Consider the following 25,798-nt stretch of genomic DNA (forward strand, 5'->3'; position numbering starts at 1 on the left):
TCAGGCTCCGAGGTCTGCCGCGAAGTTCGCCGCCTCGAGGCGGGCCTTGACCGCACCGAGGAAGCGAGCTGCGTCGGCGCCGTCGATGATCCGGTGGTCGTACGAGAGCGCGAGGTACACGTACGAACGGACGGCGATCGCATCGGCGCCGCCCACCTTCACGAGACCGGGGCGCTTGACGACGGTTCCGGTGCCGAGGATCGCGGACTGCGGCAGGAAGACCACCGGAGTGTCGAACAGCGCGCCGCGCGAACCGGTGTTGGTCAGCGTGAACGTGCCGCCGGCGAGCTCGTCGGGCTTCAGCTTGTTGTCGCGAGTGCGAGCAGCGAGGTCGGCGATCTCATGAGCGATCTGAGCGATGTTCTTCGACGCCGCGTCGCGCAGGACGGGAGTCAGCAGGCCGCGCTCGGTGTCGACCGCGATCGACAGGTTCTCGGTCGCCGGGTAGACGATCTGGTCGCCGTCGACCGTGGAGTTCACGATCGGGAAGGCGCGCAGAGCCTCGGCGGCGGCCAGGGCGAAGAACGGCAGGAAGGACAGCTTGTCGCCGGTCTTCTGCAGGAACGATCCCTTGACGCTGTCCCGATAGTCGGCGAGGGCCGTGACATCGACCTCGACAACCGTCGTCAGCTGGGCCGTCTGCTGCATCGAAGCGACAGCGCGCTCCGCGAGCACCTTGCGCAGACGCGACATCGGCTGCGTCGTACCGCGCAGCGGCGACACCTCGAGAGGAGCGGGAGCCGGAGCAGCGGGTGCGGCAGCGGCAGGCGCGGTGGCTGCGGCCTCGGCGGCCTTGAGCACGTCCTCCTTGCGGATGCGTCCTCCGACACCGGTGCCGGCGACGGTCGCGAGGTCGACACCCTGCTGCGAAGCGAGGCGGCGCACGAGCGGCGTCACGTAGACGTTGTCGTTCTCCGCAGCGGCCGGGGCCGGTGCGGCGGCGGGTGCCGGTGCGGCTGCAGGCGCCGGGGCAGCTGCGGGAGCGGGAGCCGGTGCGGCGGCGGGTGCCGGTGCGGCAGCGGGTGCCGGTGCGGCGGCGGGTGCAGGAGCCGCTGCAGGTGCCGGAGCAGCGGGCGCCGCGGCGGCGGGTGCTGCACCGGAGCCGACACGCGCGAGCACGGCGCCGACGGCGACGGTCTCGTCTTCACCGGCGACGATCTCCTGCAGGACGCCGGCGACCGGCGACGGGATCTCGGTGTCGACCTTGTCGGTCGAGATCTCGAGCAGGGCCTCATCGACCGCGACGGTGTCGCCGACCTGCTTCAGCCAGCGGGTGACGGTGCCCTCGGTGACGCTCTCGCCCAGTTCGGGGAGGACGATGTCGGTGGCGTCGCCAGCCGGTGCGGCAGGGGCCGCGGGTGCGGACGCAGCGGGTGCGGCCTCGGCCTGTGCACCGACGCTGGGGTCGGCCGGCTCGGGGGTCGCCTCTGCAGCAGGGGCCGCGGCTGCCGGGGCATCCGCGGTCGGTGCCGCGCCGCTGCCGTCGCCGATGCGCGCGAGAAGCGCGCCGACCTCGACGGTCTCGTCTTCGGCGACGAGGATCTCCTCGATCACGCCGGTGACAGGGGAGGGGATCTCGGTGTCGACCTTGTCGGTCGAGATCTCGAGCAGGCCCTCATCCGCCTGCACCGTGTCACCGACCTGCTTCAGCCAGCGGGTGACCGTACCCTCTGTGACGCTCTCACCGAGAGCGGGGAGGATCACGGATGTGCTCATGACGGAGTCTCCTTCAGGAAGTTGTATGACGCTTGTCTAGCTTAGTGAACTGCGCACCGGTTGGTGCTCAGAGAGCGTGGAGCGGCTTTCCGGCCAGCGCCAGGAAGGCTTCGCCCAGTGCCTCGCTCTGTGTGGGGTGGGCGTGGATCAGGGGGGCGATGTCCTCGGGGTGCGCCTCCCACGCGACGGCCAGCTGGCCCTCGGTGATGAGTTCGCCGACCCGGTCGCCGAGGAGGTGGACGCCGAGGACAGGGCCGTCCTTGAGGCGGACGACCTTGACGAGACCCCCGGTGCCGATGATCTCGCTCTTGCCGTTGCCGGCGAGGTTGTACTCGTAGGCGGCGACGGCATCCGCTCCGTGGGCGGCGATCGCCGCCTCCTCGGTGATGCCCACCGAGGCGACCTCGGGGCTCGAGTACGTGACCTTCGGGATCTGGACGTCCGGGACGTTCGCGGGCGACAAGCCCGCGATGCGCTCGGCGACCGCGATGCCCTGCTGGAAACCGCGGTGTGCGAGCTGCAGACCCGGGACGATGTCGCCGACGGCCCACACTCCGGGGACGCCGGTGCGGAGATCCTGGTCGACCGTGACGAATCCGCGGTCGAGGACGACGCCCGCCTCCTCGAACCCGAGGTCGGCGGTCACCGGACCGCGGCCGACCGCGACGAGGAGGTAGTCGGCGGTGAACTCCTTGCCGTCTTCGAGCGTGACGGTCACAGAGGCGTCGTCCTGCACGGCGGTCTGGAAGCGGATGCCGAGGGAGTACTGGATCCCGCGGCGGCGGAATGCGCGCTCCAGGCCCTTGCTGAGCGCGATGTCCTCGTTGGGGACGAGGTGCGGGAGCGCCTCGATGATCGTGACCTCGGCGCCGAACGAGCGCCACACGCTGGCGAACTCGACGCCGATCACGCCGCCGCCGAGGATCAGCACCTTCTCGGGGATGACGTCGAGGGAGAGCGCCTGCTCGCTCGTCAGGATGCGTCCGCCGATCTCGAGACCGGGGAGGGTCCTGCTGTACGAGCCGGTCGCGAGGATCACGTCCGCGCCGACGTACACGTCGTCGCCGACGCTCACCGAGCGATCGGCGTTGAGGCGCCCGGCGCCGGCCACCGTCGTGATGCCGCGGGCCTTGACGAGGCCCTCGAGGCCCTTGTACTTCTTCGCGACGATGCCTTCGCGGTATGCGCGGACGCCCGCCGGGTCGATGCCGTCGAGCGACGCCGAGATGCCGACGTGCGCGGCCCCTCGTACGTGCTCCGCCACCTCGGCGGCGTGCAGCAGCGCCTTGGTGGGGATGCACCCGCGGTGCAGGCAGGTGCCGCCGACCTTGTCCTTCTCGATCAGGGCGACGGACTTGCCGAGCTCGCTGGCGCGCAGGGCTGCGGCGTACCCGCCGCTGCCGCCACCGAGGACGACGATGTCGAAGGTGTGGGTTGTCATGATCTTGCCTCCGGGTGGGATGCGTCGGCGAAGGCGATGATCGATCGGACCATCGCCCCCGTTGGGCCCTTCTCAGTGAAGCCGTAGGGTGCGCCGTTGTGCTCGCTGGAGCCGGCGATGTCGAGGTGGACCCACGGAATGCGCGGGGCGTCCTCGGCGTCGGACACGCGGCCGACGAAGCGCTGAAGGAAGAGCCCGGCGAAGGAGGCTCCGCCCATGCGATCGCTCATGTTCGCGTTCTGCAGGTCGGCGATGGGGGAGTCGAGCGAGTCCTCCATGTAGGCGGGGAGGGGCATGTGCCACGCCGGCTCGTCCACGGCATCCGCTGCGGCCAGGAACTCCGCGACGGTGTCGTCGTCTCCGAACACGCCGGTGTGCCGATGGCCGAGCGCGGCGATGATGGCGCCGGTGAGGGTCGCGACGTCGATGATGACATCGGGGTGCTCGCGGCTCGCGGCGACCAGGCCGTCGGCCAGCACGAGGCGACCTTCCGCATCGGTGTTGTTCACCTCGACCGTCGTGCCGTCGAGGATCCGCAGGATGTCGCCGGGGCGGATCGCCCGTCCTGAGGGCATGTTGTCGGTGATGCACAGCCAGGCGGTCACACGAACGGGAAGGCCGAGCTTCGCGATGGCCCGCAGCGCGGCGAGGCTGGTCGCGGCTCCCGCCATGTCGAACTTCATCCCGACCATGGAGGCGGCGGGCTTGAGGGAGAGGCCTCCGGTGTCGAAGGTGATGCCCTTGCCGACGAGGGCGATGTGGCGCGCCGCGTCGGCGGGGGAGTAATCGAGGCGCACGAGGCGCGGCGGCCGGTCCGATCCCTGGCCCACGCCGAGGATGCCGCCGAAGCCCTGCTCGGCCAGCGCCTTCTCGTCGAGGATCTCCACGGAGACCTCGAGCCCATCGACGCTGTCGGCGGCGCTCTGGGCGAGTTGCGCGGGGCTCTGCCACTCGGCGGGCACCAGCACGAGGTCCTTGACGAGCGCGACGGCCTCGCCGACGGCTGCGGCGCGCGCCACGGCGGCATCGTCGAGCTCAGCGTGAAGCAGAACGGTGCTCGCCCGCGGCTTCGGGGGATCGGCCTTGTACCCGTCGAACCGGTGGCCTCCGAGCACGGCGCCCTCTGCCGCGGCATCCGCGAACTCCTCGAGCCCCGGCGCCAGTGCGACCGAGACGGTCGCGAACCCCGTGAGCGTGCGCAGTGCGGCACCGACGGCGTTGCGCACGGCGAGCGCGTTCGGGTTCTTCCCGGCGCCCACCACCGCGAACGGCACCGTCGTCACCTGGGGTGCGTGCACCCGCGCGAAGGCGGAAGCGCCACCCGTGAAGCCGATGCCCTGCAGCGAGTCCGCGAGGCCGGGGAAGCCGGCGAGCGACTCTGCGGAGTCGGAGATGTCGGGCACGACGAGCACTGCGGCATCTGCAGCGCTTCCGGGGAACTGATCTGAGGTGCGCGAGAGCGCGGGAAGCGTCATGCCTCCATCCTAGAGAGCACGGAGGCCGGGGGCGTGTGGTGGCGCCGCCGCGTGTTCGCTCTGAGCAATACCCGTGCCGCCCCCTCGTCCGACGCGGCTCGTAGCATGGAGATATGCCCTTCTCCGGAGACATCCTCGAACGCGTCGCCAACGCGCCGGCAGTGCCGCGCGGCCTTCCTCTGGTGATGCTCCTGACCGGATTCACCGACGCGGGCAGCGCCGTCTCCGGACTCATCGACCACCTCCGTGAGACGGCCGATCTCCAGCCCGTCGTCGTGTTCGACAACGACGCACTCCTCGACTACCGGGCGCGTCGCCCCGTGATCTCCTTCGATCAGGACCACCTGACCGAGTTCCGACCCGCTCGGCTCGAGCTCTCTCTCGCCACGGATGCGCTCGGGCAGAAGTTCCTGCTCCTCTCCGGCTACGAGCCCGACTTCGCCTGGAACGAGTTCGCGCGCACCGTCCTCGAGCTCGCGACCGAGTACGAGGTCTCCGGCGTCAGCTGGGTGCACTCGATCGCCATGCCCGTGCCGCACACGCGTCCGATCGGCACGACGGTGAGCGGCAACCGACGCGACCTCACCGTCGCGCACTCGGTGTGGCGCCCCCGCACGCAGGTTCCGGCGACCGCGGGGCATCTGCTCGAGTTCCGGTTCGCCGAGCGCGGTGATCGCGTAGTCGGCTTCGTCCTGCTGGTTCCGCACTACCTCGCAGAGACCGAGAACCCGGATGCCGTGATCACGGCGGCCGAGCGTCTGATGGCCGCGACGGGGCTGGTGCTGATGCTCGACGAGGTGCGCGCGCGCCGGGAGGACTACATCACCCGGGTCGACGAGCAGGTCCTCGGCAACGACGAGCTGCAGCAGATGGTGCACAACCTGGAGCGCCGCTACGACGCCTACATGGCGGGGCGCGACCCGGAGGACGACTCCTACGACGAGGGCGGATTCAGCGAACGCGACCTGCCCAGCGCCGATGAGCTCGCCGCGGAGCTGGAGAGATATCTGGCCTCGCGGCCGTCGGGCGATGACGACAAGCAGGGTCGAGGCTGACGATACGCGGTATGTTCCGCACCGAATGCAGCCGCACACCCGTACGTGTGCGATACTAGGACTCTGACCCGTTGTCAATCAGTCTTTTCGGAGGCTGGACTTGACAAGGGTCTTACTAGTGTCCGAAAGTTCCGGGGCGTTTCAGCGGCCCCGTGAAAGGCGAAACGTGACTCCTGCCACGACAAACAAATCCCGGACGAAGAAGACCGCCGTCGAACCGGAGATCGACGCCCAGGTCGACGAGACGCCCGAGAAGCCCGCGCCCAAGACCGCTGCGCAGCGTGCCGCGGCGAAGCGCGCTCCTGCCAAGAAGAAGAAGTCGGATGACATCGTCGAAGACGACGATGCCCCCGTCGCCGGCGCGGCCGAGGAGGCCGACGAGGACGACGACGACGCGAAGCCGAAGTTCACCGAGCCGCTGCCGACCGGCGCGATCGTCATCTCCTCGAACGACGACGAGGACGTCCCGGTCTACTCCACGCAGATCACCGGGGCGACGGCCGACCCCGTCAAGGACTACCTGAAGCAGATCGGAAAGGTCGCGCTGCTGAACGCGGCCGAAGAGGTCGAGCTCGCGATGCGCATCGAGGCCGGTCTGTTCGCCGAGGAGAAGCTCGCCGCGATGACCGCGGCGGAGAAGACCAGCCAGCTCGGACTCGACCTGCAGTGGGTCGCCCGTGACGGTCAGCGTGCGAAGAGCCACCTGCTCGGCGCCAACCTCCGCCTCGTCGTCTCGCTCGCCAAGCGCTACACCGGTCGCGGCATGCAGTTCCTGGATCTGATCCAGGAGGGCAACCTCGGCCTGATCCGCGCGGTCGAGAAGTTCGACTACACCAAGGGCTTCAAGTTCTCGACGTACGCCACCTGGTGGATCCGTCAGGCGATCACCCGCGCGATGGCCGACCAGGCCCGCACCATCCGCATCCCGGTGCACATGGTCGAGGTCATCAACAAGCTCGCCCGTGTCCAGCGTCAGATGCTGCAGGACCTCGGCAGGGAGCCCACTCCCGAGGAGCTCAGCCGCGAGCTCGACATGACGCCCGAGAAGGTCGTCGAGGTGCAGAAGTACGGCCGAGAGCCGATCTCCCTGCACACGCCGCTCGGTGAGGACGGCGACAGCGAGTTCGGCGACCTGATCGAGGACACCGAGGCCGTGGTCCCCGCTGACGCGGTCGGCTTCACGATGCTGCAGCGTCAGCTCGAGCAGCTGCTCGACTCTCTCTCCGAGCGCGAGGCCGGCGTGATCCGGATGCGCTTCGGCCTCGGCGACGGACAGCCGAAGACCCTCGACCAGATCGGCGACACCTTCGGCGTGACGCGTGAGCGCATCCGCCAGATCGAGTCGAAGACCATGGCCAAGCTGCGGCACCCGAGCCGGTCGCAGTCGCTGCGGGACTACCTCGAATGATGACGGGCGCACCTCAGGCGCGCTCGGCAGGCATCCGCTACGTCTTCCCCGTCCTGGCGGGCAAGCTCGCCCGGTTCGCCACGCGTCTGCGCGGCGGCGGATCGGCGTTTCCGGGGTACCTGACGAACAGACTCGCGCCGACGCTGCTTCCCACGCTCGCCGGACAGTTCCGGTACGGCGTCGTGTTCGTGCTCGGTTCCAACGGCAAGACCACGACGACGCACATGATCAGCGAGGTGCTGCGTGCACACGGTCTGACCGTGTTCACGAACCCGACGGGCGCGAATCTGCCGCAGGGCGTCACCAGCGCGCTGCTCGCTGATGCGACGCTCACCGGCCGCATCCGTGCCGACGTCGCCGTGCTCGAGATCGACGAGGGCTACGCAGCGGATCTCGCGGATCGGCTCTCGCCGTCCGTGATCCTCTCGCTGAACGTGCAGGTCGACCAGCTGTACCGCTTCTACGAGACCGAGCGCGTGGCCGACATGATGCTCGAGGCGTCGAAGCGCGCCACCGGTCATGTCATCGTGAACCGCGACGACCCGTACCTGAGCAAGATCGACACGAGCGCGATGCGCGGTGAGGTGTCGTTCTTCGGCGTCTCGCCCGAGCTCGTCGCGGCCTCAGCCCACGGCCTCGCGAATGCCGCGGACACCCGGAGCGGCAACGCCGGAATCCTCGACCACGACGCCTTCGCCGAGGTCGTCAGCGCCCGTGGTCGTGATGTGGTCGTCCGCGTCGACGGTGTGGACGCCGAGATCACCCTCCCCGCCCGCGGCCTGCACTACGCGGCCGACGCGGCCGCCGCGCTGACCGTGGCGTCGCGAGTCCTCGGACCCGACTTCACGGTGGAGAGCGCCGCGAAGGGCTTCGCGCAGATGGCGCCCGCGTACGGACGCGGCGAGGTCATCCCGCTCCGCCGCGACCCGGCGGGCGAGCAGGTCGAGTTCGTCATGTTCAAGAACGCGCCCAGCCTGCAGATGAACCTGGATGCGCTGGAGGGGGCCCCCGAGCGCGCCCTCATCGCGATCGACGAGGGCACCCCCGACGTCTCCTGGCTGTACGACGTCGACTTCGACGTGGTGAAGCGCATCGACGTCGTGACCGGGGAGAAGGCGTACCAGCTCGCTCTCAGCCTCGAGCACGCCGGCGTCGAGATCGGCGTCGTCGAGCCCGACATGGAGAAGGCCGTGGCGCTCATGCGGGCGCTCGAGCCCGCGGCCTCTGGCCGCCAGACCTGGTTCGTCAACTACGAGCTGATGATGATCGGGCGCAGGCTGCTCGGTCACGGAGATCAGGAGATTGCGCGCCGATGACCGACACCGTGCGAATCGTCCAGCTCTATCCGGTGGAGCTCGGCATCACTGGCGACCGCGGCAACGTGCGTGCCCTGCAGGTGCGTCTGGAGCGCGCCGGAGTGCCCGTCGACGTCGTCCGCGTCGGCATCGGGGAGGCACTCCCCGCGGATGCCGACATCATCGTGCTCGGCAACGGCCCCCTCTCCGCCATGCGCATCGTCGCAGACGACCTCCGGGCGCGCGCCGCGGAGCTCGAGAAGTTCGTCGAGGCTGGCCGTTCGCTCTTCGCGATCGGCGCGTCCGCCGAGCTCCTCAGCGAGGGCGTCGATCTGCTCGACGGTGAGATCCTGGACGGCCTCGGCCTGTTCCCGTTCCGTGTGGCGCGCACGCGCGACCGCAACGTCGGATACATCATCGCCGACGCCCCGTTCGGTCGAGTCATCGGATTCGAGGACCACGCCTCCCGCTGGACCCTCGGCCCGCAGGCCGAGGCCGCAGGCACCGTGGTGGCGGGCAAGGGCAGCTTCTCTCTTGACGGCGCGGCCGGCGAGATCGTCCGCAGGGGAGAGTCCTACGCGTCCAACGTGCAGGGTCCGGCTCTTCCGCTGAATCCGCAGTGGTCCGACGCGATCCTCACCGCGGTGACCGCACGGCGCGGCATCGCGTGGTCCGCCGGCGATGCGCACACGCATCTGAACGAGTACGCAGACGGAGCCCGCGCGGCCATCGAGCACCTCGTTCACAGCAAGGACTTCAGCACGATCGGTCTGTGATGATCAGCAGCGCGCTTCCCCGGGCGGTGATCTCGCGATCGGCGCTCACCGCATCCGCGGCGGCCGCTGTCGCCGCAGGAGGCCGAGTGGCTGATCTGCGCTCCGATGCCTGGGGGCACGGCATCCTCTCCGTCGCCCACGCGGTGACGATGGCGGGAGCCGAAGCGGTGCTCGTCGACTCGGCGAGTCAGGCCGAAGCCCTGTCCCTGGAGGGCATCGGCGCGGTCGTCGGCATCGAGCCCGACATCGACTCCGCGCGGCTCTACGGGCTGCCGGACGATGACGGCGTGCTGCTCACCGATCCCGTGATGCGGCTGGCAGGCCGCGTGATGTCGACCAAGAGGCTCAGACCCGGTGATGCCGTGTCCTACGGGTACACCCACCGCGCGACCGCGCACACCGTGGTCGCGCTGGTGACCGGCGGATACGCGCAGGGGATCGTGCGAGCGCTCGGCAACAGAGCCCACGTCGAGGTCGACGGCAGAGAACGGCCCATCGTCGGCCGGGTGGCGATGGATGTCTGCGTCGTCGACCTGCAGGGCGAGGACGTCCCCGTGGGCACAGAGGTGACATACTTCGGCGGCCGAGGTCCTGCCGGACCCGCCCTCGCCGGGTGGAGATCGGTGACGGGGCTCTCCGTCGCGGAGCTCGTGACGGTCGCAGGGTCCCACGCCGAGAGGGAGTGGGAGTCATGACCCGTCCGCAGCTGCGACTGAGCAGCGCCCGCTTCATCGCGAACATCGACGCGGTGCAGGAGCGCATCTCGCCGTCCGAGCTGATGCTCGTGATGAAGGACGACGCCTACGGGCACGGAATCACCTGGGCCGTGGAGACCGCGGCGCGCACGAGCGTGGAGTGGTTCGGCAGCTACGACGTCCGCGGAGGTCTCGAGATCCGTCGCATCCTCGAGCGCCCAGCGCGCGTGTTCGCCTGGGCGACGGCGACGGATGACGAGATCGACGACGCGCTCCTGCAGCGGATCGACCTCGGGGTGGGCACCGATGAGTACCTCGGCCGGATCATCGCCAGGGCCGTCGCCCTCGGACTCCGCGCGCGCATCCACCTGAAGATCGACACCGGGCTGCACCGCAACGGCGTGCTGCCCGAGGACTGGGCTGCGGTCGTGGAGCGCGCCCGTGCGGCCGAAGCCTCCGGTGCCATCGAGCTTGTCGGTGTCTGGAGTCACCTCGCGGAGGCGAGCGATGCCGAGGACGACGACGCCCAGAGAGTCTTCCTCGACGCTGTGCAGGTCGTGAACGCGTCCGGCGCTGCTCCGGAAGCCCTCCACCTCACCGCCTCAGCGGCGTCGTGGTGGCGTCCTGAGCTGCGCGGATCCGTCTCCCGGATCGGGGCGTTCTGCTACGGCGTCCGTTCGGCTGACGGCCCTGAGCTCGACGGGATCCTGCCGGTGGCGGAGCTCACCGCGACGGTCGTCGAGATCGCAGACGGTGCCGCGGTGATCGGCATCGGCAGTTTCGACGGCCTGTTCTCGACCCTCGCGGGCATGCCCGTCGGGACGGAGTCCGGAACTCGGCTGCTCACGAGCATCGGCGACACCACATCCGTGATGTCCGACGCGGCCGACCTCGCGGTCGGCGACACCGTCTGGATCCTCGGTGCCGGCGCTCACGGAGAGGTGAGCGCGACCTCGCTCGCGGAGCGGGTCGACACGGTGGGCGAGGAGATCCTCACCCGTCTCACCTCACGCGTGCGCCGCGTGGTCATCGACTGACGCACGCGGCGCCGGTCGGGAGCAGAGAGTCAGGCCTCGATGAGGCGAGCGGTCTCGTCGTGCCAGCTCGTCGCGATGCTGCGGAGCTTCTCTTCGTACTTGCGTCCGTGGTGAGCGCAGAAGAGCAGCTCGGAACCGTTGACGACCGCCGCGATGTAGGCCTGAGCGCCACACGAATCACAACGATCCATGGCGGTCAGGCGGAACTCGACGGCGGAGGTCTCACGTTCGGTCGTTGCATTCATCTCGGTGCCTCCTTGGGTGTCGGGTTCACTGTCGGGGTGTGCTCAATACAACCACGCGCAACCTGTACGCATGCCCGGCTTACGGCGTGTTTCGCTCAGCGCGTACGCCGCGGTGGCCGTCTGGCGCAGATCGGGGAGTGTCTGCGGCTCTGGAGGGGGTCGCGAGAATAGAATCGGAGATTGTGACCGCCGAGTATTCCGCCCATCATCTCCAGGTGCTTGAAGGGCTCGAGGCCGTCCGGAAGCGCCCCGGCATGTACATCGGCTCCAACGGCTCGCCCGGCCTCATGCACTGCCTCTGGGAGATCATCGACAACGCCGTCGACGAGGCCGTCGCGGGCAACGGCTCGAAGATCGACATCATCCTGCACGCCGACGGCAGCGTCGAGGTGCACGACAAGGGACGCGGCATCCCCGTCGACGTCGAACCGCGCACGGGTCTGACCGGTGTCGAGGTGGTCTTCACCAAACTGCACGCCGGCGGCAAGTTCGGCGGCGGCTCGTACGCGGCATCCGGAGGCCTGCACGGTGTCGGCGCCTCCGTCGTGAACGCGCTCTCCGAGCGGCTCGACGTCGAGGTCGACCGCGGCGGCAAGACCTACGCGATGTCCTTCCACCGGGGTGAGCCGGGGAACTTCGCCGACACGGGGGAGAAGCGCCCCGACGCGCCGTTCACGCCGTTCCAGGACAAGAGCGAGCTGCGCGTCATCGGAAAGGCCCCCCGCGGTGTCACCGGCACCCGCATCCGGTACTGGGCAGACCGGCAGATCTTCACCAAGGACGCGGCCTTCCAGCTCCCCGATCTGGAGACCCGCGCACGGCAGACCGCGTTCCTCGTCCCCGGCCTCGAACTCGTCGTCCGCGATGAGCGCGCCGAGGAGAAGAACGAGACCTCGTATCACTACGAGGGCGGCATCTCCGAGTTCGTCGAGTACCTCGCCTCCGATGCGCCGGTGACCGACACATGGCGCATCCAGGGCGAGGGCACCTTCAAGGAGACCGTGCCGGTGCTGCAGGCCGACGGTCACATGGTCGCCACCGAGGTCGAGCGCGTGTGCGCGGTCGACATCGCGATGCGCTGGGGAACCGGCTACGACACGACGACACGCTCATTCGTGAACATCATCGCGACCCCGAAGGGCGGAACGCATCAGCAGGGCTTCGAACAGGAGCTCCTCAAGGTGCTGCGCACGCAGGTCGAGCAGAACGCCCGACGGCTGAAGGTCGGCAACGACAAGCTCGAGAAGGACGACGTGCTGGCGGGGCTCACCGCCGTGCTCACCGTCAACGTGCCGGAGCCGCAGTTCGAGGGCCAGACGAAGGAGGTGCTCGGCACTCCCGCTGTGCGCCAGATCGTCGCTCAGGTGCTCCGGAAGGACCTCGGCGACCGCTTCAGCTCGACGAAGCGCGACGACAAGAGCCAGGCCGTTCAGCTGCTCGACAAGATCGTCGCCGAGATGAAGGCGCGCGTCTCCGCGCGCGCACACAAGGAGACGCAGCGCCGCAAGAACGCGCTGGAGTCGTCCACACTGCCGACCAAGCTCGTCGACTGCCGCACGAACGACGTGGAGCGCAGCGAGCTCTTCATCGTCGAGGGCGACTCGGCGCTCGGCACGGCGAAGAACGCGCGCAACAGCGAGTTCCAGGCGCTGCTGCCTATCCGCGGAAAGATCCTCAACGTGCAGAAGGCCTCGGTCGGAGACATGCTCTCCAACGCCGAGTGCGCCTCGATCATCCAGGTGATCGGCGCCGGATCGGGGCGCAGCTTCGACATCGACGCCGCGCGCTACGGCAAGGTCATCCTGATGAGCGACGCCGACGTCGACGGCGCCCACATCCGCACGCTGCTGCTCACCCTCTTCTTCCGCTACATGCGGCCGCTGATCGAGCAGGGGCGCGTGTTCGCCGCCGTGCCGCCGCTGCACAGGGTCATCGTGATGAACCCGGGGTCCAAGCCGAACGAGACGATCTACACGTACAGCGAGCAGGAGATGCACGCGCTGCTGACGAAGCTGAAGAAGTCGGGCAAGCGCTGGCACGAGCCGATCCAGCGGTACAAGGGTCTCGGCGAGATGGACGCCGAACAGCTCGCGACCACCACGATGGATCGTGGCGGACGTCTGCTCCGGCGGGTGCGCATGGAGGATGCGGAGGCCGCTGGTCGCGTCTTCGAACTGCTCATGGGCAACGAGGTCGCTCCTCGTCGCGAGTTCATCATCGAGTCGTCCGACCGTCTGTCGCGCGAGGCGATCGACGCCTGAGTCGTCGCGGAGGCCGGTCATGGGGCAGTTGGACGGATTCCTCGATCGGCCGGGCTCCCGCATCGCGTTCGCGGACCACGGCGGACGAGGCCGTCCGATCGTGCTCACCCACGGCGCGGGCATGGACCACCGTATGTACGACGATCAGGTGAGAGCGCTGTCCGCGGCCGGCTTCCGGCCGATCGTCTGGGATCTGCGCGGTCATGGGGAGTCGACCCTGGTCGGGCGACGGTTCACCGCGGAGGATGCCGTCGGCGACCTGAAGGCGCTGCTCGCATCGATCGGAACCGAAGGCGCCGTTCTCGTCGGGCACTCCCTGGGCGGCAACCTCTCCCAGGCAGTGATCCGCGAAGCCCCTCTGGCCGCACACGGACTGGTCGTGATCGACGCGAGCTGGAACGCCGGACCGCTGTCCGCGATCGAGCGCTTCGCTCTGCGCATCGCGGCGCCCTCGCTGGCCATGGTCCCCGCGCGGGTGCTCCCCGGACTCATGGCGAGAGCGTCGGCGACCACCCCGGCGGCCGTCGCCCGCACGGAGGAGGTCTTCGCGCGGATGCCCAAACGCGTGTTCCTCGACGTCTGGCGCGCCACCGCCTCCCTGATCGCGCCGGAGCCCGGCTATCGCACGCCGATTCCCGTCGGTCTGATGCGGGGTGCAGAAGACAGGACGGGCAACATCTCCACCGCGATGCCTGCCTGGGCCGATGCCGAGGGTGTCGTCGAGCACGTCATCGCGGGTGCAGGGCACATCGTCACCTGGGATGCACCGGACGCCGCCTCGACGGCGCTTCTGCGCATCCTGGACGGTGCCGCCTTCAGGGGCCGAGCGTCCTGAGAAGCGGGGAGCGGCAGACCCCGCACAGACTCCCGGCTCGTTCGGTCTGCGCGACGTGAGGGCGATGGGCGTTCTCGGTCGCGCTCATCCCGGCCCCTCGGGGGCGCCGGCTCAGACGATCGTGCGACCGATGGAGCCGATCACGCCGTCGATCGGCTGGCCGGACGCGTCGCGGCGAGAGCCGCTCTCGGGGAGCTTGCGGACCGCACCGGTCGGATCGACGGCGAGTGCGGGGTCCGGACCCACCCACGCCACCGTGAGCCGGTCCTCGCCCTTCAGGAAGGCGTGCGCGCGGACACCGCCCGTGGCACGGCCCTTGGCCGGGTACTCCGCGAAGGAGGAGACCTTGGCGCGTCCCGGCTCGGTGCCGGGCAGAGCGCTGTCGGCGCCCGACACGGTGGCGACGACGGCCTCGGCCTCTGGAGCCACCGCGCCGAAGAACAGCACCGAGGCGCCGGCTCCGAGCTTCACGCCCGCCATGCCGCCGGCCGGTGCGCCCTGCGGACGCACCGCGGATGCTCCGAACCGCAGCAGCTGCGCATCCGTCGTGATGAACACGAGCTCGGCGTCGTCCGGAGCCTCGGCGGCTCCGACCACGGTGTCGCCGGGCTTCATCCCGATGACCTCGAGATCCGGGCGCACGGGGAGGGTCGAGGGGACGATGCGCTTGACCGTGCCCTGTGCGGTGCCGAGTGCGATCGGCGTCTCGCTGTCGAAGCGCACGAAGCCGATGACGCGTTCGCCGCGCGTCGTGACGCCCAGATAGTCCCGCAGCGGGGTTCCCGCGGCGAGCTGCACCGACGTCGACGGCACCGACGGCAGATCGACGGGGGAGAAGCGCAGGACGCGCCCCTCGCTGGTCAGCGCACCGAGATCCGCACGCACGGTCGTCTGGACCGTCGTGAGGATCGCATCGTGCTTGCTGCGGCGCGCCGGCGCCGTCAGCTCCTGCCCCTCGGCGAGGTCGACGCGCACGGCACGACCGGTCGTGGAGAGCACGAGCACGGTCGGGGCGTCGGCGATCTGCAGATCGGGGGCGCCCTTCGCGGCCCGCGGCTTCGGAGGGGCGGCGTTCATGAGCAGCGTGCGCCGGGGGGTGCCGTAGGCGTCGGCCACGGCATCCAGCTCCCTCGCCACGGCAGCTCGCAGCAGCACCGGGCTCGCGAGGAGCTCCTGCAGCGCGGCGATCTCCGCGCGCAGCGCATCGCGCTCGGCCTCCAGCTCGATCCGGGAGAACTTCGTGAGGCGACGCAGCCGCAGCTCGAGGATGTACTCGGCCTGCAGCTCGCTGAGGTCGAACACCGACCGCAGGCGGGTGCGCGCCTGCTCGGAGTCGTCGGACGAGCGGATGACCTGGATGACCTCGTCGATGTCGAGGATCGCAATGAGCAGACCTTCGACGAGGTGCAGGCGCTCCTCACGGCGGGCGAGGCGGTAGCGGCTGCGGCGCGTGATGACCTCGAGACGGTGCGCCACGTAGACGCTGAGCATCTCCTTGAGGCCGAGCGTCCGCGGCTGTCCGTCGACCAGGGCGACGTTGTTGATGCTGAAGGAGTCCTCCAGCGGGGTCAGCCGGTAGAGCTGATCGAGCACGGCGTTCGGGTCGAAGCCCGTCTTGATGCCGATCGCGACGCGAAGGCCGTGGTTGCGGTCGGTGAGGTCGGTGACGTCGCTGATGCCCTGCAGCTTCTTCGACTGCACTGCGTCGCGGATCTTCTCGATGAGGCGCTCGGGGCCGACCATGTACGGCAGCTCCGAGACGATGATGCCGGTGCGGCGCGGGCCGAGCGGCTCGACGGAGACCTTGCCGCGCACCTTGAGCGCACCGCGTCCGGTCGTGTAGGCGTCCTTGACGCCGTCGAGGCCCATGAGGATGCCGCCGGAGGGGAAGTCCGGCCCCGGCACGAACTCCATGAGCTCCTCGGTGGAGGCGTCGGGGTTCTCCAGCAGATGCGTCGCCGCGGCGACGACCTCGATGAGGTTGTGCGGCGCCATGTTCGTCGCCATGCCGACCGCGATGCCGCTGGCGCCGTTCACGAGCAGATTGGGGAAGGCCGCGGGGAGGACGGACGGCTGCTGGAACTGCCCGTCGTAGTTCGGGATGAAGTCGACGACGTCCTCGTCGAGGTTCTCCGTGAGGGCCATGGCAGGCGACGCGAGACGGGCCTCGGTGTACCGCGCGGCCGCGGGGCCGTCGTCGAGCGAGCCGAAGTTGCCGTGCCCGTCGACGAGGGGCACGCGCAGAGCCCACTCCTGCGCCAGGCGGACGAGGGCGTCGTAGATGGCCGAGTCGCCGTGAGGATGCAGCTTTCCCATCACCTCGCCGACGACGCGGGCGCTCTTGACGTGTCCGCGGTCGGGACGAAGACCCATCTCGGCCATCTGATACAGGATGCGTCGCTGCACGGGCTTGAGACCGTCGCGGGCGTCGGGCAGAGCGCGCGAGTAGATGACCGAGTAGGCGTACTCGAGGAACGAGCCCTGCATCTCGCTTTCGAGGTCGATGTCCTGGATTCGTTCCGGGGCGAGCTCGGGCGGCGGGGTTTTCGGCATGGAGTTCCTGAGGGCGTAGATGGAGCCTGTGTCAGACTGGCTCGGATGTCCCTCATGCTACCGTCCGAGTCCCCGACAGCCCGGAGCGTCGTCGGGGTGGCGGACGACCTGTTCGCGTCCCTGCGCGGTGAGTCCGCGGTGCTGCCGCGGGCGGACTCCGTCGTGCTCGTCCTCATCGACGGCCTCGGGGCCATCAGCCTGCGAGCTCACGCCGGACACGCGCGGAGCCTGACGGCAGGGATGGCGAAGAAGGACGTCGCCCACTCGGTGTTCCCCTCGACGACGGCTGCCGCCCTGACGAGCATCCTCACAGGGGTGTGGCCCGGCGAGCACGGCCTCGTGGGATACCGCGTGCTCGACCGCGAGCGCGATGTGCTGGTCAATCAGCTGTCCGGGTGGGAGTCGGAGGGCATCGACCCCGCCGTGTGGCAGTCGGCGCCCACGGTGTTCGAACGCGGACGCGCCGAGGGCAGGCCGGTCTTCGCCGTGGGTGTCGCCGCCTACGCGGGCAGCGGGTTCACGCGGGCCACGCTGCGCGGTGCGGACTTCGTCGCGGCGCAGTCGCCCGCGGATCGCGTCGAGGCCGCCTACGAGCTCGCGGAGCGCCATCCCGGTGCCCTCGTCTACTGCTACCTTCCCGAGGTCGACAAGGCGGGGCACAAGCATGGCATCGCGTCGCGCCAATGGGCGTCGGCGCTCGAGGACGTGGACGCCGCGCTCGCACGCAGGATCCCCCCGGGCGTCGGTGTCATCGTGACCTCCGACCACGGGATGGTGGACGTGCCGAGCCATCGGCAGATGGTGCTGGAGGCCGAGCACCTCGACGGAGTACGGCACGTCGGAGGAGAGCCGCGGATGCTCCACGTGTATCTGGAGCCCGAGAGCGACGTCGATGCCGTCCTCTCGCGGTGGCGGTCGGACCTCGACGGCGTCGCCGACATCGGGTCGAAGGCCGAGGCCATCGCTTCGGGACTCTTCGGGCAGACGGTGACGGATGCCGCGGCATCCCGGATCGGCGACCTGCTCGTCGTCGCGCGGGGGAGCGGGGCCGTGTACGACGGGACCGCCGCCGATCAGCGCAGCCGGGGGATGGTAGGGCAGCACGGCGGACTCACTCCCGAGGAGCGCCAGGTGCCTCTGCTGCGATTCGGCGCGTTCGCTCGCTGAGCGGTCGCGCGCGGATCACTCGTCGGTGCGCGCTCCGAAGACGATCTCGTCCCACGACGGCATCGCGTTGCGGCGACGGCGGCGTCCGTTGTCCTGCGCGGGTTCGGGGGTGGGCTCCGGCTCGTCCTCCGGCTCGTCCTGAGACGATTCGAGAGCGTCGAACAGGGCGATCGGACTCGGCTCCGGCGAACGATCCTCGTCGTCAGCGTCGATGAGGGGCGCGCTCTCACGCTGGCCGCGACGACGGCGCAGAGCCTCGAGCAGGTCGGCCGTCTCCGGGCTGGTCGTCTGGGACTCCGGTGCGCGCTTGATCGCGGCATCCTGAGCGGCGGACGGGGAGCGCTCCGGGAGGCTCGGGTCCTCGACGTCGGCCTCCGGCGTCGGGACGAGACGGGGTCCGAAGGCGCCGGAGTCGAAGCGGCTCTCGTCCTTGTAGGGCGACGCGGGGCGCTCCGCGTCCACGGCGCGCAGCCGGGGGATGAGGCCTTCGGGCAGGGATCCCTGGCGGGAGAGCTGGGTGGCGTCGGCGTTCAGCGGTGCGAGAGCGCTGCGGCGCGGGTCGAAGCTCCAGCGCGCATCGTGCTCGACCTCGTTCGCCGTGAACTCGAGCTTGACGATCCAGCCGCTCTCGTCCTTCCAGCTCGCCCAGCGCTCGGCGGACGCCTCGAGCTCTGCGAGCTTGGCGCGGATGGCGGTGCCGAACGTCGGCTGGGCATCGGGTTCGACTTCGCTGCCGATGAGGACCGGCACGGCGAGCGCCTGCCCGATGACGTGCTCGCGCTCGGCGAGCACTGGCCCTTCGAATCGCGCGACGTCGTCGACGCCGATGCCGAGGAGCTCGGCGACCTCCGGTGCCGTGAGTCCGGCGCGGATCTGCGCCTGGATGTCGCGGGGGCTGGCGGCGAGGCGCTGCACGACGGGCTCGCTCTGTCGCGTCGCGCGGCGGATCTCCCGGTGCAGCACGTCGTCGATGGGCAACGCGAACCGCGCGCCCGATTCGGTCGCGAGTACCAGCACTCCTGCTTCAGTGCCGACGATGGTGACGTTTTCCATGCGAATGCCCCTCTGGTGGGTGTGCTTTCATGGTGTCACGCATGATCCGGCAGGGCCGGGAATACCCTGGGCGTGCCGTGAGTTTGCTCTGTCGCATGCGAGGGCATTTGCGAAATCTCTCGCGGTCATGCAAACTATGGCCGCCGATTACCCGACGGCGCATCCCGACCACTCGCACCATGAAAGTGGAGATTTACCACATGGCAACCGATTACGACGCTCCCCGCAAGAGCGAAGACGACTCCGAGTCGATCGAAGCCCTCAAGGAGCGTGTGCCGGACAAGCTCTCCGGCTCGACCGGGGACGAGGACTCGGACAACCCGTCCAGCTTCGACCTCCCGGGTGCCGATCTGTCCGACCTGGAGCTCGACGTCGTCGTGCTCCCCGCTCAGGAGGACGAGTTCACCTGCATGAGCTGCTTCCTCGTGAAGCACCGCTCGCAGCTCGACCACGAAGACGCTTCCGGTCCGATCTGCAAGGAGTGCGCTGCCTGACGCAGCGACACGCGATCGTCACGCGCTCTGAACCTCACGGTTCAGGGCGCGTCGTCGTATCCGGGCGCTGGTCGCCGCGGTGCCGGAGGGGCTGGCCGGTCGCGACGGTTCAGCCCGCGAGCGGACGCACGATGGATCAGTCGGTGACGGGCCGGGCGGCGCGGATCGCCGCGGCGAGGCGGTCGGGGGTCCGCGTCGAGATCGTCCAGGTGTCGACAGGGTCGTCCGGATCGATGTTGGGGACGGTCACGACGCCGTCGATGCCGCCGCGGATGAGGTGCCAGCCTCGTGCGGGGAGCCGCGGGCCGCGAGCCTGCCGCGCCTCGTCGCCGGTGAAGGCCTCAGGATCGCCGAGGAAACGCGCGTCGATGTGCGCCCTGCCGGCGCGCAGCACGGTGCCATCGACGGACAGCACCGGAGTGAAGCCGATGAACGCCGCGACGAGCGCAGCCGACACGGCGGCGCCGGCGAGGAGAGCCACGGTCGAGCCGACCGGGACGAAGATCAGAGACACCATGGGGCCCGCGAGGGCGACGGTCACGAGCAGCCAGAGGCTCGGCGACAGCCGCTCGCGGTAGAGCGGACGTGTCTGTGGGGCGCGGTTCTGCATTAGCCTCGTGGGGTGACTGAATCGGTGGACATCCCCATTATCGCCCCTGTGCTGAACGACGCCGTCGTCGTTCCCGGTTACGCGCACCCCGGAGACGCCGGAGCCGACCTCGTCGCTGCGGAGGCCGTGCACCTCGGACCGGGCGAGCGCGCGCTCGTCGCGACCGGCGTCCGCATCGCCCTGCCCGAGGGATACGCCGCGTTCGTGGTGCCGCGCAGCGGCCTCGCCGCCAAGCACGGGATCTCGATCGTGAACTCCCCTGGGACGGTGGATGCCGGTTACCGCGGGGAGATCAAGGTGAGCCTGATCAACACCGACATCCGCAGCGCGTACGATGTGGCCGTCGGCGATCGCATCGCCCAGCTGATCATCATGCCGGTGACCCGAGCGACCTTCATCCCCGTCGAGGAGCTGCCAGACAGCGTCCGCGGCGAGGGCGGATTCGGATCCACCGGATACCAGGCAGCATCCCACCAGAACGAAGCAGGACAAGGCTGATGACTGACAACAACGCCACCCCGTCGAAGTCGGCGCCCGACAACCGGGCCACCGAGGGCCCCCTGGACGACTCCGAGGCGAATCCCGTCCGCCCGTACATCGACCTCGGCGGCATCAAGATCCTCCCGCGGGAGGGCCTCAACCTGCGCCTCGAGGTCGAGGAGCAGACGAAGCGCATCGTCGCCGTCGGACTCGACTACGCGGACTCCTCCCTGCAGGTGCAGCCCTTCGCCGCACCGCGCTCTGGGGGTCTGTGGGACGAGACCCGCGTGCAGCTGCGCGACCAGGTCAAGGCCCAGGGCGGCCGGGTCGAGGAGCGCGACGGCCCCCTCGGCAAGGAGCTGCTCGCCGAGGTGCCCGCACCCGCGAACGAGGGCTCCGAACTGCGTCTCGCGCGCTTCATCGGCATCGACGGCCCCCGCTGGTTCCTGCGCGGCGTGATCGGCGGTGCGGCGGCATCCGACCTGGACGCCGCGGCCAAGGTCGAGGACCTGTTCCGCTCGATCGTGGTCGTCCGCGGGGGCGCTCCCATGCCCCCGCGCGACCTGATCCCGCTGAAGATGCCGGCGACGCCGGGCTCCGCGTGAGCGCAGCAGAGCCCGACGACCAGCGCGAGTCCTCCGCATCCGAGATCCTCGGGGCGGCGCTCGGCGGCGCTGCACGGCGTGCAGGGCTCGATCCCGCCGACAGCGCGAGCACGCAGAAGGTCGTCTGGTCCGCCATGGGCGGCTGGCGCGGCATCCTGGAGTCGGTCCTGCCGAGCCTCGCATTCGTGATCCTGTTCACCATCCGCCCCGAGCCGCTCGTCCTGGCACTGGGGGTGTCCGTCGGTCTCGCCGCCGTGTTCACGATCATCCGGCTGCTGCAGAAGTCGCCGCCGTCGGCCGCGATCGGCGGTCTCGTCGCCGCTGCGGCCGCCGCCGGTCTCGCGCTCTGGACGGGCCGAGGGCAGGACAACTTCGTCCCCGGTCTCATCACGAACGCCGCCTACGGGACGGTGCTGCTGATCTCGGCGCTGATCGGATGGTCGCTCATCGGCCTGGCGGTCGGGTTCCTCATGGGCGACGGCACCGCATGGCGCCGGGATCGCCGGAAGAAGCGCGCGTTCCTGTGGCTCGGGCTCGCCTGGTCCGCGCTGTTCTTCGCGCGGCTGGCCGTGCAGTTCCCGCTCTACCTCGCGGGGGAGGTCACCGCGCTCGGCACGCTGAAGCTGATCATGGGGCTTCCGCTGTTCGCTCCCATGATCGCCGTCACGTGGCTCGTGGTCCGAGCGCTCTACCCCCGCGAGTCGGTTGCCGAGTCCTCTTCCGAGGCATGATAGATTTATCTTGACATCAAGATAAATTGCAGGCTTTCGCCCGAGGCCCGCGGGGAGCAGACTGGGTTAGGTCCACCTTGCTAGCCGGACGGCGTCGGAGGCGAGCAAGATGGAGGCGCCTGTCGCTCCCATCCGAATAGAAGGAGACGGATTCGTGTCCACGGTGAACAGCTTCGGTGCCAAGAGCACCCTGACGGTCGGCAGCACCGACTACGAGATCTTCCGCATCGACACGGTGCCCGGTTTCGACAAGCTCCCCTTCAGCCTCAAGGTGCTCCTTGAGAACCTGCTTCGCACCGAGGACGGCGCGAACGTGACGAAGGCGCAGATCGAGGCGCTCGGGTCGTGGGATGCCGCGGCGGAGCCGAACACCGAGATCCAGTTCACGCCGGCGCGCGTGGTCATGCAGGACTTCACGGGTGTTCCCTGCATCGTCGACCTCGCCACGATGCGCGAGGCCGTGACGGCGCTGGGCGGCGACGCGAACAAGATCAACCCGCTCTCGCCGGCCGAGATGGTCATCGACCACTCCGTGATCGCCGACCTCTTCGGCTCGGAGAACGCTCTCGAGCGCAACGTCGAGATCGAGTACGAGCGCAACGGCGAGCGCTACCAGTTCCTGCGCTGGGGCCAGACGGCCTTCCAGGACTTCAAGGTCGTTCCTCCCGGCACCGGCATCGTGCACCAGGTGAACATCGAGCACCTCGCCAAGGTCATCTACGACCGGAACGTGAACGGCGTCCTGCGCGCCTACCCCGACACGTGCGTCGGCACCGACTCGCACACCACGATGGTCAACGGCCTCGGCGTGCTCGGCTGGGGCGTCGGCGGCATCGAGGCAGAGGCGGCCATGCTCGGCCAGCCCGTGTCGATGCTCATCCCGCGCGTCGTCGGCTTCAAGCTGTCCGGCGAGATCCCGGCCGGCGTCACCGCGACCGACGTCGTGCTGACCATCACCGACCTGCTGCGCAAGCACGGCGTGGTCGGCAAGTTCGTCGAGTTCTACGGCGAGGGCGTCGCATCCGTCCCGCTCGCGAACCGCGCCACCATCGGCAACATGTCTCCGGAGTTCGGCTCCACGGCCGCGATCTTCCCGATCGACGACGTCACCCTCGACTACCTGCGCCTCACCGGTCGCAGCGAAGAGGCCGTCGCGCTCGTCGAGGCGTACGCCAAGGAGCAGAAGCTCTGGCACGACGCGTCGCACGAGCCCGTGTTCAGCGAGTACCTCGAGCTCGACCTCGGCACCGTCGTGCCGTCGATCGCCGGCCCGAAGCGCCCGCAGGACCGCATCCTCCTCTCGGAGGCGAAGTCGCAGTTCGAGCACGACATCCTCAGCTACGCGACCCCGTCGACCTCCGACGACCTCGTCGACCTCGAGGGCAAGCACTCGTTCCCGGCATCCGACCCCGGTCAGGTCCCCGGAGAGGAAGCCCCGACGACCCGTCCGGTGCACATCAACAGCGGTGCGCCCGCCAACGCGTCGAAGCCGGTTCCGGTGACCACGCCGTCGGGGGAGAAGTACATCCTCGACAACGGCGCGGTGACCCTCGCGGCCATCACCTCGTGCACCAACACGTCGAACCCGTCGGTCATGATCGCCGCCGGTCTCGTGGCCCGCAAGGCGCTCGAGAAGGGCCTCAAGCAGAAGCCCTGGGTCAAGACGACGCTCGGCCCCGGCTCCAAGGTCGTCACCGACTACTACGAGAAGTCCGGTCTCGACAAGGACCTCGAGGGTCTCGGCTTCTACACGGTCGGCTACGGCTGCACGATCTGCATCGGCAACTCGGGTCCGCTGATCGAGGAGGTCTCCGAGGCGATCAACTCGCACGACCTCGCCGTGACCGCGGTGCTCTCCGGAAACCGCAACTTCGAGGGCCGCATCAGCCCCGACGTCAAGATGAACTACCTGGCGAGCCCGCCTCTGGTCATCGCCTACGCACTCGCCGGTTCGATGCACTTCGACTTCGACAACGACGCCCTCGGGAAGGGCTCCGACGGCAACGACGTGTTCCTCAAGGACATCTGGCCGACGCCCGAAGAGGTGCAGGAGATCGTCGACTCGTCCATCTCTCGCGACCAGTTCATCAAGCAGTACGCGACGGTGTTCGACGGCGACGAGCGCTGGCGCAGCCTCCCCACTCCGGATGACGCGATCTTCCAGTGGGACGAGGACTCGACGTACGTCCGCAAGGCTCCGTACTTCGACGGCATGACGATGGAGCTCACCCCGGTGCGCGACATCCAGGGCGCCCGCGTGATGGCGACGCTCGGCGACTCGGTCACCACCGACCACATCTCGCCGGCCGGAAACATCAAGCCGGGCACGCCGGCCGCGAAGTACCTCGAGGCGCACGGCGTCGACCGCAAGGACTTCAACTCCTTCGGCTCGCGCCGAGGCAACCACGAGGTCATGATCCGCGGCACGTTCGCGAACATCCGCCTGAAGAACCTCCTGGTCTCCGCCGTCAACGACGGTCAGGTCATCGAGGGCGGCTTCACGCGCGACTTCACCCAGCCTGACGGCCCGCAGTCGTACATCTACGACGCGAGCATGAACTACCAGGAGCAGGGCACACCGCTCGTCATCTTCGGCGGCAAGGAGTACGGCTCCGGCTCGTCGCGCGACTGGGCGGCCAAGGGCACCAGCCTCCTGGGCGTGAAGGCGGTCATCACCGAGAGCTTCGAGCGCATCCACCGCTCGAACCTCATCGGCATGGGCGTCGTCCCGCTGCAGTTCCCCGCGGGGGAGAGCTGGGAGTCGCTGGGCCTCGACGGCACCGAGATCGTCTCGATCACGGGTCTCGAAGAGCTCAACAACGGCGTGACCCCGAAGACCGTCCGCGTGACCGCCACCCCGAGCGAGCACTCGCCCGAGGGCAAGCAGGTCGTGGAGTTCGACGCGGTCGTCCGCATCGACACCCCCGGTGAGGCGGACTACTACCGCAACGGCGGCATCCTGCAGTACGTGCTGCGCTCGCTGGTCTGATCAGCTGCTGACAAGGCGCCCCGCTCGGCTTCGGCCGCGCGGGGCGCCTTGTCGTCGTGCGATCGCGTCACGCGAACATCTGGCGCAGCTTGGTGATGTCCCCGGCGTCGAGAAAGGCGCTGATCAGGTCTGCATCAGCCTCCACAGGGAACATCGGCGCGAGCGTCTTCGTCCAGATCCTGCGCATCGTGTCCACGTCGCCGGCGTTCGCCGCCTTGCGCATGTCGACGATCGCCTGCTGATAGGGGATCTGCTGAAAGCCCTCGGGAGCGTCGGGCGGCTGGAGGAAGGGGACATTCGGCACGTTCGGATCCTGCGTGAGGCGGAGCACCTGGCCGGGGTAGATGTCGCGGGAGTGATTGAACATGTCGAGTGCACCGGCTTCGATGCACAGCCTCTCGCCGATCATGATGAGCCCATCGCCCGGAGCGACGGTGTAGGTCGTGATGGCGCCGCTCTCGTCGGCGCCCACGGTGCCTTCGGCGTAAGGGCGAGGGCCGCGGTCCTCGACGATTCCGGCGATCTGTGCGGTCATGCGCCCCCAGTTGATCTGCGCCGGCCGCTCGCAGCCGTCGAACGGATCGACGGGGGCGGGGGACGGCGTGTCCGCGGGCGTCTCGACAGGGCGAGGGGCGGCGGTATCGTCCGGAGCGGCAGCGGCCTGGCCGAACAGCGACCAGCCGCCGACTGTCGACGTGGCCGCCGCGATCGCCGGGGCAGCGATCGCGGCGAGGCCCGCGACGGTGAGCGCGGACACCGCGACCGCGATCTTCTGCGAACGGTTCATGGCCATGAGCTTCGCACGGATCGCCCACCTGGCGCCAGGTTCTTCCCCAGCGCCGCGCGATAGGATCGTAGCGGCCTTCGAACCGGAACT

General features: G+C 69.3%; 22 protein-coding genes. 14 read left to right on the plus strand and 8 right to left on the minus strand.

What is annotated here, in order from left to right:
• The 3 genes from sucB to LC438_RS08880 form a co-directional block, all read right to left on the minus strand.
• Positions 1 to 1,716, minus strand: coding sequence for a 2-oxoglutarate dehydrogenase, E2 component, dihydrolipoamide succinyltransferase (gene sucB / locus LC438_RS08870; RefSeq protein ID WP_223586360.1), 1,716 nt, complete (start codon positions 1,714 to 1,716; stop codon positions 1 to 3).
• 67 nt (positions 1,717 to 1,783) lie between these two features.
• Positions 1,784 to 3,157 (minus strand): dihydrolipoyl dehydrogenase, encoded by a 1,374-nt coding sequence (gene lpdA, locus LC438_RS08875; protein WP_223586361.1) that lies wholly within the window; start codon positions 3,155 to 3,157, stop codon positions 1,784 to 1,786.
• The gene (locus LC438_RS08880) at positions 3,154 to 4,632 is read right to left on the minus strand and encodes a leucyl aminopeptidase (RefSeq protein WP_223586362.1); all 1,479 of its coding nucleotides are present in this window, start codon (positions 4,630 to 4,632) and stop codon (positions 3,154 to 3,156) included. The genes lpdA and LC438_RS08880 overlap by 4 nt, the downstream gene beginning before the upstream one ends.
• Before the next feature lie 113 nt (positions 4,633 to 4,745).
• Here LC438_RS08880 and LC438_RS08885 point away from each other — a divergent pair, with 113 nt between their 5' ends.
• The 6 genes from LC438_RS08885 to LC438_RS08910 all read left to right on the plus strand — a co-directional run bounded on the left by LC438_RS08885 (position 4,746) and on the right by LC438_RS08910 (position 10,898).
• Entirely contained in the window at positions 4,746 to 5,687 is a 942-nt protein-coding gene (locus LC438_RS08885) for a proteasome assembly chaperone family protein (RefSeq protein WP_105673054.1), read from the plus strand.
• 166 nt (positions 5,688 to 5,853) lie between these two features.
• The gene (locus tag LC438_RS08890) at positions 5,854 to 7,095 is read left to right on the plus strand and encodes an RNA polymerase sigma factor (protein WP_105673055.1); all 1,242 of its coding nucleotides are present in this window, start codon (positions 5,854 to 5,856) and stop codon (positions 7,093 to 7,095) included.
• Complete coding sequence (locus LC438_RS08895) at positions 7,095 to 8,411, plus strand: MurT ligase domain-containing protein (protein WP_105673056.1); 1,317 nt, start codon at positions 7,095 to 7,097, stop codon at positions 8,409 to 8,411. Before LC438_RS08890 ends, LC438_RS08895 begins: the two co-directional genes overlap by 1 nt.
• On the plus strand, positions 8,408 to 9,166 hold the full coding sequence (locus LC438_RS08900) for a type 1 glutamine amidotransferase (protein ID WP_105673057.1): 759 nt from the start codon (positions 8,408 to 8,410) through the stop codon (positions 9,164 to 9,166). Before LC438_RS08895 ends, LC438_RS08900 begins: the two co-directional genes overlap by 4 nt.
• Positions 9,166 to 9,861 (plus strand): alanine racemase, encoded by a 696-nt coding sequence (locus LC438_RS08905; RefSeq protein WP_105673058.1) that lies wholly within the window; start codon positions 9,166 to 9,168, stop codon positions 9,859 to 9,861. The genes LC438_RS08900 and LC438_RS08905 overlap by 1 nt, the downstream gene beginning before the upstream one ends.
• Positions 9,858 to 10,898: an alanine racemase gene (locus LC438_RS08910; protein ID WP_223586363.1), complete on the plus strand. Its 1,041-nt coding sequence runs from the start codon at positions 9,858 to 9,860 to the stop codon at positions 10,896 to 10,898. Before LC438_RS08905 ends, LC438_RS08910 begins: the two co-directional genes overlap by 4 nt.
• 29 nt (positions 10,899 to 10,927) lie before the next feature.
• On the opposite strand, the gene LC438_RS08915 is transcribed toward LC438_RS08910, so the two are convergent.
• Positions 10,928 to 11,143, minus strand: coding sequence for a hypothetical protein (locus LC438_RS08915; protein ID WP_105673060.1), 216 nt, complete (start codon positions 11,141 to 11,143; stop codon positions 10,928 to 10,930).
• A gap of 182 nt (positions 11,144 to 11,325) precedes the next feature.
• Here LC438_RS08915 and LC438_RS08920 point away from each other — a divergent pair, with 182 nt between their 5' ends.
• Both LC438_RS08920 and LC438_RS08925 read left to right on the plus strand, forming a co-directional pair.
• Positions 11,326 to 13,404, plus strand: a complete 2,079-nt coding sequence (locus LC438_RS08920; protein WP_105673061.1) for a type IIA DNA topoisomerase subunit B — start codon at positions 11,326 to 11,328, stop codon at positions 13,402 to 13,404.
• 19 nt (positions 13,405 to 13,423) lie between these two features.
• Positions 13,424 to 14,239, plus strand: coding sequence for an alpha/beta fold hydrolase (locus LC438_RS08925; protein WP_223586364.1), 816 nt, complete (start codon positions 13,424 to 13,426; stop codon positions 14,237 to 14,239).
• A gap of 111 nt (positions 14,240 to 14,350) precedes the next feature.
• On the opposite strand, the gene LC438_RS08930 is transcribed toward LC438_RS08925, so the two are convergent.
• Positions 14,351 to 16,792, minus strand: coding sequence for a DNA topoisomerase (ATP-hydrolyzing) subunit A (locus tag LC438_RS08930; RefSeq protein ID WP_223586365.1), 2,442 nt, complete (start codon positions 16,790 to 16,792; stop codon positions 14,351 to 14,353).
• Positions 16,793 to 16,837: 45 nt separating this feature from the next.
• On the opposite strand from LC438_RS08930, the gene LC438_RS08935 reads away from it, so the two are divergent.
• Positions 16,838 to 17,959 carry an alkaline phosphatase family protein gene (locus tag LC438_RS08935; protein WP_223586366.1) on the plus strand — a complete coding sequence of 374 codons (1,122 nt, stop codon included), beginning with the start codon at positions 16,838 to 16,840 and terminating at the stop codon, positions 17,957 to 17,959.
• A 15-nt stretch (positions 17,960 to 17,974) separates the two neighbouring features.
• On the opposite strand, the gene sepH is transcribed toward LC438_RS08935, so the two are convergent.
• The gene (sepH, locus tag LC438_RS08940) at positions 17,975 to 19,012 is read right to left on the minus strand and encodes a septation protein SepH (protein ID WP_105673064.1); all 1,038 of its coding nucleotides are present in this window, start codon (positions 19,010 to 19,012) and stop codon (positions 17,975 to 17,977) included.
• A 200-nt stretch (positions 19,013 to 19,212) separates the two neighbouring features.
• Between sepH and LC438_RS08945 the strand changes: the two genes are divergently transcribed.
• A complete protein-coding gene (locus tag LC438_RS08945) occupies positions 19,213 to 19,506 on the plus strand; it encodes a DUF4193 domain-containing protein (protein WP_105673065.1) in 294 nt (97 codons plus the stop codon).
• Between the two features lie 136 nt (positions 19,507 to 19,642).
• Here LC438_RS08945 and LC438_RS08950 read toward each other — a convergent pair whose 3' ends face one another.
• Entirely contained in the window at positions 19,643 to 20,116 is a 474-nt protein-coding gene (locus LC438_RS08950; RefSeq protein ID WP_105673066.1) for a DUF3093 family protein, read from the minus strand.
• A gap of 12 nt (positions 20,117 to 20,128) precedes the next feature.
• Here LC438_RS08950 and dut point away from each other — a divergent pair, with 12 nt between their 5' ends.
• The 4 genes from dut to acnA all read left to right on the plus strand — a co-directional run bounded on the left by dut (position 20,129) and on the right by acnA (position 24,921).
• The gene (gene dut / locus LC438_RS08955) at positions 20,129 to 20,614 is read left to right on the plus strand and encodes a dUTP diphosphatase (protein ID WP_223586367.1); all 486 of its coding nucleotides are present in this window, start codon (positions 20,129 to 20,131) and stop codon (positions 20,612 to 20,614) included.
• Positions 20,614 to 21,201 carry a DUF3710 domain-containing protein gene (locus LC438_RS08960; protein WP_223586368.1) on the plus strand — a complete coding sequence of 196 codons (588 nt, stop codon included), beginning with the start codon at positions 20,614 to 20,616 and terminating at the stop codon, positions 21,199 to 21,201. The genes dut and LC438_RS08960 overlap by 1 nt, the downstream gene beginning before the upstream one ends.
• Entirely contained in the window at positions 21,198 to 21,932 is a 735-nt protein-coding gene (locus tag LC438_RS08965) for a DUF3159 domain-containing protein (protein ID WP_223586369.1), read from the plus strand. Before LC438_RS08960 ends, LC438_RS08965 begins: the two co-directional genes overlap by 4 nt.
• A 154-nt stretch (positions 21,933 to 22,086) precedes the next feature.
• Positions 22,087 to 24,921 carry an aconitate hydratase AcnA gene (acnA, locus tag LC438_RS08970; protein ID WP_105673070.1) on the plus strand — a complete coding sequence of 945 codons (2,835 nt, stop codon included), beginning with the start codon at positions 22,087 to 22,089 and terminating at the stop codon, positions 24,919 to 24,921.
• Between the two features lie 67 nt (positions 24,922 to 24,988).
• Here acnA and LC438_RS08975 read toward each other — a convergent pair whose 3' ends face one another.
• Complete coding sequence (locus tag LC438_RS08975; RefSeq protein ID WP_146114266.1) at positions 24,989 to 25,708, minus strand: hypothetical protein; 720 nt, start codon at positions 25,706 to 25,708, stop codon at positions 24,989 to 24,991.
• Between the last annotated feature and the right edge of the window lie 90 nt (positions 25,709 to 25,798).

The sequence above is a fragment of the Microbacterium sp. OVT16B genome (assembly GCF_019969705.1).
In the GTDB taxonomy this organism is placed as follows: domain Bacteria; phylum Actinomycetota; class Actinomycetes; order Actinomycetales; family Microbacteriaceae; genus Microbacterium; species Microbacterium natoriense.